Raw genomic sequence first — 13,253 nt, forward strand, 5'->3', positions numbered from 1 at the left:
GACGGCGGGGCATGTACGGGACCGTCCGGGGGCCGTCCGGCGTCCTTCCGGCGGCCTTCCGGCGGCCTCAGCGGCGGCCGAGGGCGGCGGAGAGCCGGTCCAGCGCCGTCTGGGCGGGGTCGGGCGCGGGGGTCGCGCCGGCCAGGAAGGCGAAGGCCAGGAGGCGTCCCCCGGCGTCCACGACGGTGCCCGCGAGGGCGTTCACGCCGGTGAGCGTGCCGGTCTTCGCCCGAACGAGTCCCCTGGCCGGTACGTCGTCCCCGTACCGCCCCCGCAGGGTGCCGCTGAATCCCGCGACCGGCAGTCCGGTCAGGACGGGGCGCAGCTCCGGGTGGTCGGGGTCGGCGGCCCGGGCCAGCAGGGCGGTCAGCAGGGAGGCGCCGACCCGGTCCTCGCGGCTCAGTCCGCTGCCGTCGGTGAACCGCGCGTGGCCGAGGGGCAGTTCCAGCTCCTCGATCTGTTCGGTGACGGCCCGTCCGGCGCCCGCGAAGCTGGCCGGTTCGTCCTCGGCGAGCGCGGTCTGCCGGGCCAGGGACTCGGCGAGGTCGTTGTCGCTCTCGGTCAGGGTGCGCTCGACCAGCGCGGACAGGGGCGCGGAGTACGTCCTGGCCAGGGGTTTCGCGTCCTTGGGGGCCCGCTCGGGCCGGGGGGTGGCGGTGATCCTGACGCCCCGGTCGCGCAGCAGCCCGGCGAAGACGTCGGCGGCGTCGCCGGCCGGGTCGCCGCTGCGGGGCGCGGGTCCGCTGGTGGAGTGGTCCAGGCGGCCCTCGTCGGCCATCAGGGCGACGACGGGGGCGATGTTGTCGTTGGGGCCGATGGGGTGTTCGCGGGGGCCCGAGTAGAGGGAGGCGTCGTAGCCGATCTCGACGGCGGTGATCCCCCGGTCGCCGAGCGCGCGGGCGGTGTCGTCGGCGAGGGCGCAGAGCCGCCGGGTGTCGAGGGAGGCGTCGCCGCCGCCGACGAGGGTCAGCTTCCGCGCGTCGCGGCCGGCCACGACGGTGGTGGGGATGCGGTGTTCGGGGCCGAGCGCGGAGAGGGCGGCGACCATGGTGGCGATCTTCACGGTGGAGGCGGGGACCATCGGGGTGTCGGGGCCCTTGCCGTACAGCCGCCGGCCGGTGGCGACGTCGATGACGTCCGCCGTACGGACCGTGCCGAGCGCGGGGTCGTCCAGGAGCGGCCCGAGCTTCTTCCCGAGCTTCTGGGCGAGGCCGGCGGGCAGCCGGGCGGCGGCCGGGGCCGCGCCGCCGAGCGCGGCGAGGACCGCCGGGGCGCTGGGGGCGGGGGCGGGCTCCCGGGCGGGGCCGTGGGCGGCCGGCGGGCCGTGATCCGCGCCACCTGTCCGGTCCTGGGCGGCGGCCCAGCGCCGCTCGGCCTTACGCTGGCCGGAGTCCCACGGGCCCGCGAGCGAGACGGCACCGGCGGCGAGCACCAGGCCGACGGCGACCGAACCCGCCGTGAGCTGCCACACTTTCGGCTCAAGCACGCCTGACCAGCCCCTTTCGCGAACACACACCTGCGTGGGGGACACTTAATCACTGCGCCTTGCCACGAGCACGGCACCCCGGCCAACGGCGGCCCGTCCGGCTGCGGCACGGGGTGCTTCTCCGTGAGGCCGCAACCTCACCGTACGCATGTGTTGATCATGGAGGAGCACCCGTGGAGTTCGACGTCACCATCGAGATCCCTAAGGGTTCGCGGAACAAGTACGAGGTGGACCACGAGACCGGTCGGATCCGCCTTGACCGTCGTCTCTTCACCTCGACCAGCTACCCGGCCGACTACGGCTTCGTCGAGAACACCCTGGGCGAGGACGGCGATCCCCTGGACGCGCTCGTCATCCTGGACGACCCGACCTTCCCCGGCTGCCTCATCAAGTGCCGCGCGATCGGCATGTTCCGGATGACCGACGAGGCGGGCGGCGACGACAAGCTGCTGTGCGTCCCGGCGTCGGACCCGCGGGTGGAGCACCTGCGCGACATCCACCACGTGTCCGAGTTCGACCGCCTGGAGATCCAGCACTTCTTCGAGGTCTACAAGGACCTGGAGCCCGGCAAGTCCGTCGAGGGCGCCGACTGGGTGGGCCGCGCCGAGGCGGAGGCCGAGATCGAGGCCTCGTACAAGCGTCTTGAGGCGCAGGGCGGCGCGCACCACTGACCGCCTGACCGTGTACGGCCGTACGGGCGGCGCATCCCTCCGGGGGTGTGCCGCCCATCCGTGTGTAAGGGGGGCGGGGGACTACAGGAACGCAGGACGACGTGGAAGAGAGCGGGAAGCAGACAGTGGTGGCCGAGTCGGACGGTCCCGAGGACCGCAAGCCTCCTTCGGACGAGGCGCGCAGTGCCTTCGCCCCACCCCTCGGGGTGGACAGGCCGCGCGCGTACGGTCTGCCGTCCCAGGCGGGACTGCCCTCCCAGGCCCTCACCCCCGCGGAGGGCACGCCCCTCGTCCGGTTGACGAAAGAGGCGCCCTGGCAGGACCGGATGCGCACCCTCCTGAGGATGCCGGTCGGCGAACGGCCCGTACCGGAGACCGTGCAGCGGCACGACGACGCGGGCCCCGCCGTCCCCCGGGTCCTGGACCTGACGCTGCGTATCGGTGAGCTGCTGCTCGCGGGCGGCGAGGGCGCGGAGGACGTGGAGACGGCGATGTTCGCGGTCAGCCGCGCGTACGGACTGGCCCGCTGCGAGCCGACGGTCACCTTCACCCAGCTGTCGATCTCCTACCAGCCGTCGCTGGTGGAGGACCCGGTGACGGCCAGTCGGACCGTTCGGCGCCGGGGGACGGACTACACGCGGCTCGCGGCGGTCTTCACGCTCGTGGACGACATCACGGCCGAGGACACGGACGTCACGCTGGAGGACGCGTACCGGCGGCTGGCGGTGATACGGCGCAACCGCCACCCGTACCCGGGCTGGGCGCTGACGCTGGCGAGCGGGCTGCTGGCGGGGGCCGCGTCGGTGCTGGTCGGCGGTGGTCCCGCGGTGTTCGTCGCGGCGGCGCTCGGGGCGATGCTCGGCGACCGGCTGGCGTGGCTGGCGGCGGGGCGCGGGCTGCCGGAGTTCTACCAGTTCGTGGTGGCGGCGATGCCGCCGGCCGCGATGGGGGTGGCGCTGACCCTGCTGGGGTCGGCCGTGCACTGGGACGGCCGGCCGTCGGCCGTCATCACGGGTGGTCTGTTCGCGCTGCTGCCGGGGCGGGCGCTGGTGGCCGGGGTGCAGGACGGGCTGACGGGGTATTACATCACCGCGGCCGCGCGCCTGCTGGAGGTCATGTACTTCTTCGTCGCGATCATCATCGGTGTGCTGCTCGTGCTCTACCTGGGGGTGCAGCTCGACGCGCAGCTGAACCCGGACGCGGCGCTGACCACCCCCGAGCGGCCGGTCGTACAGATCCTCTCGGCCGTCGTGCTGAGCTTCGCCTTCGCGATCCTGCTCCAGCAGGAACGTTCCACCGTGCTGATGGTGTCCGTCAACGGCGGGGTGGCGTGGGCGGTGTACGCGGCGATGCACCACACCGGGGGCATCTCGCCGGTGGCGGCGACGGCCGTGGCGGCGGGTCTGGTGGGGCTCTTCGGGCAGCTCTTCTCGCGCTACCGCTTCGCGTCCGCGCTGCCGTACGTGACGGCGGCGATCGGTCCGCTGCTGCCCGGCTCCGCCACGTACTTCGGGCTGCTGGGCCTCGCCCAGAACGACGTGGACCACGGGCTGGCGTCCCTGTCGAAGGCGGCGGCGCTGGCGCTGGCGATCGCGATCGGGGTGAACCTCGGCGGGGAGATCTCCCGGCTGTTCCTCAAGGTGCCGGGAGCGGGCCGGGCGTCCGGCCGCCGCGCGGCCAAGCGGACGCGCGGCTTCTGATCCCGACGAGCGCCGCCGGCCGGGCGTCAGGCGGTCAGGCGGCGGTCAGGCGTCACGCGGCGGTCAGGCGGTCAGCGCTTCGCGTGGCGGCCGCGGCCGCCGGTCTCCGGCGCGGTGTCCGGGACGGGACGGCCGGCCGTGGAGCCGCCCTCCTTCTTGGACTTGGAGCGCGCCCGCAGGAACTCGATCGCGATCGGCAGCACCGAGATCAGCACGATCGCGATCAGAATCGTCTCGATGTGCTGGTGCACGAAGTCGACCTTGCCGAGCGCGGCGCCGAGCAGCGTGACACCCGCTCCCCAGAGCGTGCCGCCGATGATGTTGTACGTGATGAACGAGCGGTAGTTCATCCGGCTCACACCGGCGATGATCGGCGTGAACGTCCTGACGACCGGTACGAAGCGGGCCAGGACCAGCGACTTGGGACCGTACTTCTCGAAGAATTCGTGCGCCTTCTCGACGTTCTCCTGCTTGAAGAGGCGGGAGTCCGGGCGCTTGAACAGCGAGGGCCCGACCTTGCGGCCGAAGAGATACCCGACCTGGTCCCCGATGATGGCCGCCAGCACCACCAGCACGCAGACGAGCCACAGCGGGTGGTCGAGCGTGCCCGCCGTGACCAGCAGGCCGGTGGTGAAGAGCAGCGAGTCCCCCGGCAGGAAGAAGCCGATGAGGAGGCCGGACTCGGCGAAGACGATGGCGAGGACACCGATCAGTCCGAAGGTCCCGATCAGATAGTCCGGGTCCAGCCAGCTGGGTCCGAGCGCAAGGGTGGTCACGGGTTCCGGACTCCTGTGTCGTTGGTCGGTCGATCGTCGAATCGGCGTGGTCGGCCGCGCACAAGCTATCAACGCCTACCCGTGCTCCCTGGTTCCACCCGCCCCCATGAGATCCGCCCCGGTCACAGGGGGGCGAACGTCGCTGGGAACGGCCCTCCGTGCCCCCTGTCCCGGCCGGCGGCTCCTTCCGCCCGCCCTGCCCTCTTTTACGGGGGTACGGGACGTCTGCGCGGGTACGCGACGTCCGCCCCCGTACGGTGGCCGCGTGGCCCCCGACGCTCCGCCGACCGGCACCGCGCCGGCGCCCGCGCCCTCCGCGCGCACGCTGCTGCCGCTGGTCGTCCCCTCGCTGGTGACCGGCGTGCTCGCCAGCCTCGTGCTGCTGGGGGTGAGCGGGCTCGCGGACCGGCTCAAGGACGTCCTGTGGAAGAGCCTCCCCGACGCGCTCGGGGTCGGCCGCTACTCCTCGCTCTGGATGATCGTGATGCTCACGGCGACCGGGCTGGCGGTGGGGATCGTCGTACGGCAGGTGTACGGGCACGCGGGCCCCGACCCGGCCACCACCGGACTGGTCGACAAGCCGATGCCGGCCGGGGTGGTGCCCGGGCTGCTGGTCGTGACCGTGCTGGCGCTGGCGGGCGGGGTGAGCCTCGGCCCGGAGAACCCCATCACGGCGGCGAACATCGCGCTGACGTACTGGCTCGGCCGCAAGGTGGCGCCGAAGGCGCCCGCGCCGCTGTGGATCTCGCTGGGCGCGGCCGGCACGATCGGGGCACTGTTCGGTACGCCGGTGGCCGCCGCGCTCGTCCTCTCCGAGACGCTGGCCTCGCGTCCCGGCCCCGGCTCGCTGTGGGACAAGCTGTTCGGTCCGCTGATCGCGGCGGGGGCCGGCGGGCTGATGACCGTACTCATCGACCATCCGACGTTCGACCTCGATCTGCCGGACCACTCCGGCACCCACTGGAGCGACGCGCTGGCCGCACTGGTGATCACACCGGTCGCGGCGGGGCTGGGCCTGGTGATGGTCTACGCCTTCCCGTACGCCCACACGGCCTTCCAGCGCCTCCGGCGCCCCGTCCTGGCCCTGACGGTGGGTGGGCTGCTGCTGGGCCTTCTGGGGGCCCTGGGCGGCCGCCTGACGCTCTTCAAGGGGCTGGACGAGGTGAAGACCCTGGCCGCCGATCCCGACGGCTGGTCGGCCGGGCGGTTCGCGCTGATGGCGGTGGTGAAGCTGGCGGCGGTGCTCGTGGCCGCCGCGTGCGGTTTCCGGGGCGGCCGGATCTTCCCCGCGCTCTTCGCGGGGGTGTCCCTCGGGCTCTGCGCCCACGCCCTGGTGCCGGGCGTGGACACCACGGTCGGGGTGGTCTGCGCGGTGCTGGGGATGCTGCTCGCGGTCACCCGGCAGGGGTGGCTCAGCCTGTTCACGGCGGCGGTGCTGGCCGCCGACCCGAACCTGCTCCCGCTGCTGTGCGTGGCGCTGCTCCCGGCCTGGCTGCTCGTCACCGGCCGTCCGCAGATGCAGGTGCGGGAGGACGGGACGGCGCTGCGGTGAGGTTCGCACGGGCAACCGTACGGACAACCGCCCCGTACGCCTGTACTGCCCCGTTCGTACGTTCCGCCGGGCGGCCCGCGCCGATCCTCCGTATCCTCCCCGAGGGGGGCCTTCCCACGCCGAGGAGACCACGCCGTGTCACTCCACCGAGGAGCCCCTCCGTCGCACGACGGGTCGGACGAGCACTCCGCCGAGATGCGCAGGCTGTCGCTCAACCCCTTCTACGGGGCGGCGGATCCGGTCGGCGACATGACGTCCGCGCCGCCGCTGCACCGGCTGGCCGACGGTCCGATGCCCCCCTCGACGGCGTACCAGCTGGTCCATGACGAGCTGCTTCTCGACGGCAACTCCCGGCTCAACCTCGCCACCTTCGTCACCACCTGGATGGAGCCCCAGGCGGGGATCCTGATGGGTGAGTGCCGGGACAAGAACATGATCGACAAGGACGAGTACCCCCGTACCGCCGAGCTGGAACGGCGCTGTGTGGCGATGCTCGCCGACCTCTGGAACGCCCCCGACCCGGTGACCGCCGTCGGCTGTTCCACCACCGGGTCGAGCGAGGCCTGCATGCTCGCGGGGCTGGCGCTCAAGCGCCGCTGGGCCACCCGCAACGCCGCGCGCTACCCGGCGACGGCCCGGCCGAACCTGGTCATGGGCATCAACGTCCAGGTCTGCTGGGAGAAGTTCTGCAACTTCTGGGAGGTGGAGATGCGACAGGTGCCGATGGAGGGCGACCGTTTCCACCTCGACCCGCAGGCCGCCGCCGACCTCTGCGACGAGAACACCATCGGCGTGGTCGCCGTCCTCGGCTCGACCTTCGACGGGAGCTACGAACCGGTCGCCGAGCTGTGCGCCGCCCTGGACAGCCTCCAGGAACGCACCGGCTTTGACGTCCCCGTCCACGTCGACGGCGCGTCGGGCGCGATGGTCGCGCCCTTCCTCGACGAAGACCTCGTCTGGGACTTCCGGCTGCCGCGCGTCTCGTCCATCAACACCTCGGGGCACAAGTACGGCCTGGTCTACCCGGGGGTGGGGTGGGCGCTGTGGCGCTCACCCGCCGAGCTGCCCGAGGAGCTGGTGTTCCGGGTGAACTACCTGGGCGGCGAGATGCCCACCTTCGCGCTGAACTTCTCCCGGCCGGGCGCGCAGGTGGTCGCGCAGTACTACACGTTCCTGCGCCTGGGCTGGGACGGCTACCGGGCCGTCCAGCAGACGGCGCGGGACATCGCCACGCGCCTGTCCGCGCGGATCGGCGCGATGGCGGAGTTCCGGCTGCTCACCCGGGGGGACGAACTGCCGGTCTTCGCCTTCACGACGGCCCCCGGCGTGACGAACTTCGACGTCTTCGACGTGTCGCGCCGCCTGCGCGAACGCGGCTGGCTGGTGCCCGCGTACACCTTCCCCGCCAACCGCGAGGACCTGGACGTCCTGCGCGTCGTCTGCCGCAACGGCTTCTCGGCGGACCTCGCCGAACTCCTCATCGACGACCTGCAAAAACTGCTCCCCGAACTCCGCGCCCAGGACCACCCCCTGGCCCGCGACAAGACGGCGGCGACGTCGTTCCACCACTGAGCCCCGCCGGCACGGGCCCGGCGACGACGGGTCGTACGGAGTCAGGAGGCTACGCGGAGCGTCAATTCGCTAAGCCGACGGCCGGTGGAAGCGATGTCGTATCGGCGCGCGTTGCCGAGGGCCGCTTTGGTCAGGGCCTTGCGCAGGTCGAGGTCCCGGCCCATCTCATCCAGTGTCATAGCCAGCGAGAGCGGGTCGCCCGGGAGGTAGGGAGCGCCGGCACCCCCGAGGATTTCCCTCACACCGGGAAGGTCGGAGTAGGCAACCGGAAGTCCGTGGGCCTGGGCCTCTACGAGGACGAGTCCGAAAGCCTCCAGACCTCGGGTCGTGAAGACGAAGGCGTCGAAGTTCGGCAGGCGGCGCCACAGTTCGGAACGGGGCAGGAAGGGATCAAAACGAACCCGATCCCGGATCCCCAGTTCGACAGCCCGCTGTTCCAGGTGCTCCCGCAGTATCCCATTGCCGATCACGGTCAAGAGGTGCGGCTGACAAGTTGAGGCGAGAGCTTCGATTGCTTCGATCGGTGAATCGGCGCCCTGTAAGACGGTCGATGTGGTAGGCGAGCGTCAGGAACTCCCTGACCGGCGACGCCTTCCGGACCGCCGTCACCGCGCGCGAGCTCCGTGCCGAGATCGAGGCTTTCCCCGCCAGCCGGCCGGCGCTGCCCCGTGGGTAAGGTCCTGGGCATGCACCCGATCAGTCGGTCCAGCATGAATCTTGGTCTGCGGGAACTCTCCCCCGAGGATTCGGAGGCGGTGTTCGCCATCTACGGCAGCCCAGTGGCCACAGAACACTTGTCCTTCGAGCCGCGCAGCCGTGAGCAGGTCGAACAGATCGTGGCCCGGTCCATCACGGCGGCCACGGCAACACCTCGCACCGAGTACGGGCTCGCCGTCGTCAAAAAGGAGTCGACCGAGCTGATCGGGTTCGGCCGACTGGCCCTCGACCCCCACCAGCAGCGTGGAGCCACCATAGGCTTCGCGCTGCGCCCCGACGCCTGGGGGCAGGGTTACGGCGCCGAGACCGTGCGGCTGCTTCTCGGTTTCGGTTTCGGTGACCTTGCCCTGCACCGCATCTGGGGTGCTCGGTCTCCTCTCAACGAGGCCTCCGCCAGGACCATGCGCGCGGTCGGCATGGTCGAAGAGGGCACGATTCGCGAGCATGTGCTGAGGGCGGGAAGGTGGCGTGACTCCGTAGTGCACGGGATCCTCGACCGCGAATACTCTCCTGGCCCCTGAGAGCACCCGGATTCACCGGACAGGCTGCCCGGCCCACCACTCGGTCGTACGAGCAAGGCCGTCGCCGGAAAGGCCTCGCGGGCCCGCCCGGCTACGGCGGACGGCCTCTAGCGGCTCAGGCGGCCGAACCTCCGTACCGCCAGGGGGAAGAACACCAGGAGCAGCGCCACCGGCCACGCCACCGCCAGGAGGTTCGCGTGTTCGGCCGGCCAGGTGTGGCTCGGTGCGGCGGGGTTGCCGAAGAGGGTGCGGGCCGCCGTGGCCGTGGCCGAGAGGGGGTTCCACTCCACCGCCGTGCCCAGCCAGCCCGGCATGGACCGCGGCGTCGCGAAGGCGTTGGAGAGGAAGCCGACCGGCCAGACGAGGATCTGGACCGCCTGCACCATCTCCGGGCGGCCCGCCACCATCGCCAGATGGATCCCGACCCAGAGCATCGCGAAGCGGAACAGGAGCAGCAGGCCCACCGCGGCCAGGAAGGCGCTGGGACCGTCGTGCCAGCGCCAGCCGATCGTCCAGCCGACGCCGGTCATGACCGCCAGGCCGGCCGCGGACTGGATCATGTCGGCGGCGCTGCGTCCCACCAGGACCGCCGACACCGCCATCGGCAGGGAGCGGAAGCGGTCGATGACGCCCTTGTTGAGGTCCTGGGTGACGGCGAGCATCGTCGATTCGAGGCCGAAGGCCATCGTCAGGGCAAGCATGCCAGGCACGAGGTAGTCGACGTAGTCCCCCGAGAGGCCCCGGCCGCCGCCGGTCAGGAAGCCGAACATCAGGAGCAGCATCACCGGGAAGACCAGTCCCACGACGACCTGGACGGGCTGCCTGGCCCAGTGGGCGAGTTCGCGCCGGGTCATGGTCCACGAGTCGGTGAGTGCCCGGCCGAGCCGGCCGCCGGCGGTGGCGGAGGGGACGGCGGCGGGGGCGGGGACGGTCGGGGGCGCGTTCAGCGTGGTCATGCGAGAGCCTCCTGCTGCTGGTCGTGGTGGCCCGGCCGGTCCCCGCCGGTGAGGTGGAGGAAGACCTCGTCCAGCGTCGGCCGCCGCAGCGCGATGTCCTCCGCCTCGATGCCCGCCGCGTCCAACACCCGTACCACCTCGGTCAGTACGGCCATCCGGTCCGTGACGGGCGCGCTCAGCAGGCGCCGGTCCACGTCCGTGCCGACGGCGTACGTGCCCGCCGCGCCCGCCAACAGGCGCGCCGCCTCGCCGAGTTGACCGGCGTCCCGCAGGACGACATCGATCCGGTCGCCCCCGGTCGCCGCCTTGAGCGCGTCCGCCGTGCCGTGCGCGACGACCCGCCCGCCGTCCACCACCGAGATGTGGTCGGCCAGTTGGTCGGCCTCCTCCAGATACTGGGTGGTGAGCAGGACGGTCGTCCCGCCGCCCACCAGCGACCGCACCGCGCTCCACACCTCGGCCCGGCCGCGCGGGTCGAGTCCGGTGGTCGGCTCGTCCAGGAAGAGCACCTCCGGGTCGGTGATCAGCGAGGCCGCGAGGTCGAGCCGCCGCCGCATGCCGCCGCTGTACCGCTTGACCGCCTTGCGCCCGGTGTCCCCGAGACCGAAGCGGCCGAGCAGTTCGCCGGCCCTGGCGGCGGCCCGCCGGGCGCCCAGCCGGTGGAGCCGCCCGAACATCTCCAGGTTCTGACGGCCGCTCAACTCCTCGTCCACGGCGGCGTGCTGGCCGAGCAGCCCGATCCGCCGCCGCACCTCGGACCCCTGTGTCCGTACGTCGAAGCCCGCCACCCGCGCCACCCCCTCGTCGTGCCGCAGCAGCGTGGCCATGACCCGTACGGCCGTGGTCTTGCCCGCGCCGTTGGGCCCCAGCACGCCGTGCACCGTGCCGCGCGCGACCGTCAGGTCGAGGCCGTCCAGCGCCCGCCTGCCGCCGTACCGCTTCCGTACGCCCTCCATGACGATCACCTCGGTCAGGTCGGTCACCCGCGTCTCCCCCACTCAAGTAGTCAAATTTGACGACGACGGGAAAGGTATCCCCTGCCGGGATGTTGGTCAAACTTGATTAGCCACTGTCGCCCTCATGCGTGACCCCCGTCGCGTACGGATTCTCCTCGCCCTCCCCGAGCACCCCGATGAACGGCTCGCCCTCCCCCGCGAAGGTGTACGCCCCGCCCTCGACGCGCGCGATCAGCCCGCGCGTCCACTCCGCGCCGGTGTCCGCCGTGTGCACCCAGAGGTTCATGATCTCGCCGATGTGCCCGAGCTGGTCCGGGCCGGCCTCCGGTACGTAGTGCCGCGTCACCGCGTGCCGCCAGGCCTCGATCGCGGCCACCCGCTTCCCCAGCAGCTCGACCACCTCCGCGCGCGGCAGGTCGAGGACAAAGCCGAGCGCGGCGGAGAGCACGTCCACGTTCTGGTCGTACGCCGTCAGCGACGCGCGGAGCAGCCTGAAGTACTCCTCGTGCCCCGCCTCGGTGATCTCGTACTCCGTCCGGGGCGGCCCGCCCGCCGTGCTCGGCGCCACCTCGTGGGCCAGCAGCACGCCCTGCTTCGCCATCTGTTTGAGGGCGTGGTAGATCGAGCCGGGCTTGGCGTTGGACCACTCGTGCGCGCCCCAGTACTCCAGGTCGTTGCGCACCTGGTAGCCGTGGGCCCGCCCGTGCTGGCGCACCGCGCCGAGCACGAGCAAACGGATCGCTGACATGCCTCCAGGCTATGGCCCGGGTGAGGCACACCCGGCGCCGGGCCCGCAACTCGCCGCGCCCGCCACCCACTGTCGGGCAGGGGTCGGGAGGCTCAGAACGGGAAGCGCGAGCGGCCGTACTGCACCGAGATCCACTTCTGGGTCGTGAACGCCTCGATCATCGACTCGCCGTTCAGCCGCCCCGACCCCGAGTGCTTCTCGCCGCCGAAGGGGACGATCGGCTCGTCGTGGACCGTACCGTCGTTGATGTGGATCATGCCGGTACGGATCCGGCGCGCGATCCGCACCCCGCGCTCGACGTCCCCGGTGTGGACGGCGCCGCTCAGGCCGTACGGGGTGTCGTTGGCGATCCGTACCGCCTCGTCCTCCCCGTCGAACGGGACGAGGAGCGCGACCGGGCCGAAGATCTCCTGCGCCAGGACGGGCGAGTCGGCCGCCAGGCCGGTCAGGACCGTCGGGGAGACGAGATTGCCGACGGTCGAGCCGCGCAGCAGCGCCGTCGCGCCCGCCGCGACGGTCTGGTCGACCACCGCGGTCACGGCGTCGGCCTGCGAGGAGCTGATGAGCGGACCGATGTGAGTCGCCGGGTCCGCCGGGTCGCCGACCTTCAGCGTCCTCACCTTGGCGACGAACTTGTCGGTGAACTCCTTCTCCACCGACCGGTCCAGCAGGATGCGGTTGGCCGCCATGCAGACCTGGCCCTGGTGCACGAACCGGCTGAACACCGCCGCGTCGACCGCGTAGTCGATGTCGGCGTCGTCCAGGACGATGAGCGCGCTGTTGCCGCCCAGTTCGAGGACGGCGCGCTTGAAGTTCTGGGCGCAGACGGTGGCGACGTGCTGTCCCACCTTGTCCGAGCCGGTGAAGGAGATGACCGCGGGGACGGGGTGCTCCAGCAGCGCGTCGCCGATCTCGGCGATGTCGGTGATCACGACGTTCAGCACGCCGGGCGGCAGGCCCGCGTCCTCGAAGACCTTCGCCACCAGGGATCCGCCGCAGATCGGGGTGTTCTGGTGGGGCTTGAGGACGACGGCGTTGCCGAGCGCCAGCGCGGGCGCGACCGACTTGAGCGACAGCAGGAACGGGAAGTTGAAGGGGCTGATGACACCGACGACCCCGACCGGCAGCCGGTAGACGCGGTTCTCCTTGCCGTCGACCGGCGAGGGGAGTATTCGGCCCTCGGGGCGCAGCGACAGCTGGATCGCCTCGCGCAGGAACTCCTTGGCGAGGTGCAGCTCGAAGGCGGCCTTGAGCCGGGTGCCGCCCAGCTCCGCGACGATCGTCCCGGCGATCTCGTCCTCACGGTCCTCGACCACCCGCAGGGCACGCTCGAACACCAGCCTGCGCGCGTACGGGTTGCTCTCGCCCCACGGCACCTGCGCGCGCTCCGCCGCACGGTAGGCCTGGTCGATCTCCGCCACCGACGCCACCGTGATCGCGGCCAGCTTCTCCCCGTTGTACGGGTTGAAGTCGATGATGTCCCAGGAGCCGCTCCCGGGCTTCCACTCACCATCGATGTACTGGTGGGCGAGGCTGGTGAAGAAGGACATGAGACTCGACCCCTCGTCGCAGGACTACCGCGTAACCGATGTCACTGA

At 71.8% G+C, this 13,253-nt stretch carries 11 protein-coding genes and 1 pseudogene; 5 read left to right on the forward strand and 7 right to left on the reverse strand.

Going from position 1 to position 13,253, the window contains the following annotated elements:
- Positions 1 to 67: 67 nt before the first annotated feature.
- Positions 68 to 1,486 carry a D-alanyl-D-alanine carboxypeptidase/D-alanyl-D-alanine-endopeptidase gene (gene dacB, locus ACIODU_RS00385; RefSeq protein WP_401762177.1) on the reverse strand — a complete coding sequence of 473 codons (1,419 nt, stop codon included), beginning with the start codon at positions 1,484 to 1,486 and terminating at the stop codon, positions 68 to 70.
- A gap of 173 nt (positions 1,487 to 1,659) precedes the next feature.
- On the opposite strand from dacB, the gene ACIODU_RS00390 reads away from it, so the two are divergent.
- Complete coding sequence (locus ACIODU_RS00390; protein WP_161307199.1) at positions 1,660 to 2,157, forward strand: inorganic diphosphatase; 498 nt, start codon at positions 1,660 to 1,662, stop codon at positions 2,155 to 2,157.
- Between the two features lie 125 nt (positions 2,158 to 2,282).
- Positions 2,283 to 3,857 carry a threonine/serine exporter ThrE family protein gene (locus tag ACIODU_RS00395; RefSeq protein WP_401763474.1) on the forward strand — a complete coding sequence of 525 codons (1,575 nt, stop codon included), beginning with the start codon at positions 2,283 to 2,285 and terminating at the stop codon, positions 3,855 to 3,857.
- 71 nt (positions 3,858 to 3,928) lie between these two features.
- Here ACIODU_RS00395 and ACIODU_RS00400 read toward each other — a convergent pair whose 3' ends face one another.
- A complete protein-coding gene (locus ACIODU_RS00400; RefSeq protein WP_356420558.1) occupies positions 3,929 to 4,633 on the reverse strand; it encodes a VTT domain-containing protein in 705 nt (234 codons plus the stop codon).
- 265 nt (positions 4,634 to 4,898) lie between these two features.
- On the opposite strand from ACIODU_RS00400, the gene ACIODU_RS00405 reads away from it, so the two are divergent.
- Entirely contained in the window at positions 4,899 to 6,185 is a 1,287-nt protein-coding gene (locus ACIODU_RS00405) for an ion channel protein (RefSeq protein ID WP_401762182.1), read from the forward strand.
- Positions 6,186 to 6,320: 135 nt separating this feature from the next.
- Positions 6,321 to 7,757, forward strand: coding sequence for a glutamate decarboxylase (locus ACIODU_RS00410; RefSeq protein WP_401762184.1), 1,437 nt, complete (start codon positions 6,321 to 6,323; stop codon positions 7,755 to 7,757).
- 41 nt (positions 7,758 to 7,798) lie between these two features.
- Here the strand turns inward: ACIODU_RS00410 and ACIODU_RS00415 are convergent.
- Positions 7,799 to 8,281: pseudogene (locus tag ACIODU_RS00415) on the reverse strand (glycosyltransferase); the annotation flags it as partial.
- A gap of 162 nt (positions 8,282 to 8,443) precedes the next feature.
- Between ACIODU_RS00415 and ACIODU_RS00420 the strand changes: the two are divergent.
- A complete protein-coding gene (locus tag ACIODU_RS00420; RefSeq protein ID WP_401762187.1) occupies positions 8,444 to 8,995 on the forward strand; it encodes a GNAT family N-acetyltransferase in 552 nt (183 codons plus the stop codon).
- Positions 8,996 to 9,102: 107 nt separating this feature from the next.
- Here ACIODU_RS00420 and ACIODU_RS00425 read toward each other — a convergent pair whose 3' ends face one another.
- The 4 genes from ACIODU_RS00425 to ACIODU_RS00440 form a co-directional block, all read right to left on the reverse strand.
- Entirely contained in the window at positions 9,103 to 9,849 is a 747-nt protein-coding gene (locus ACIODU_RS00425) for an ABC transporter permease (RefSeq protein WP_401763476.1), read from the reverse strand.
- 98 nt (positions 9,850 to 9,947) lie between these two features.
- Positions 9,948 to 10,925: an ATP-binding cassette domain-containing protein gene (locus ACIODU_RS00430; RefSeq protein ID WP_401763479.1), complete on the reverse strand. Its 978-nt coding sequence runs from the start codon at positions 10,923 to 10,925 to the stop codon at positions 9,948 to 9,950.
- A gap of 88 nt (positions 10,926 to 11,013) precedes the next feature.
- Positions 11,014 to 11,655, reverse strand: coding sequence for a PadR family transcriptional regulator (locus ACIODU_RS00435; RefSeq protein WP_401762189.1), 642 nt, complete (start codon positions 11,653 to 11,655; stop codon positions 11,014 to 11,016).
- A 92-nt stretch (positions 11,656 to 11,747) separates the two neighbouring features.
- Entirely contained in the window at positions 11,748 to 13,205 is a 1,458-nt protein-coding gene (locus ACIODU_RS00440; protein WP_401762192.1) for an aldehyde dehydrogenase family protein, read from the reverse strand.
- Positions 13,206 to 13,253 lie beyond the last annotated feature (48 nt).

Source organism: Streptomyces sp. NPDC088261 (assembly GCF_044740805.1).
Lineage (GTDB): Bacteria > Actinomycetota > Actinomycetes > Streptomycetales > Streptomycetaceae > Streptomyces.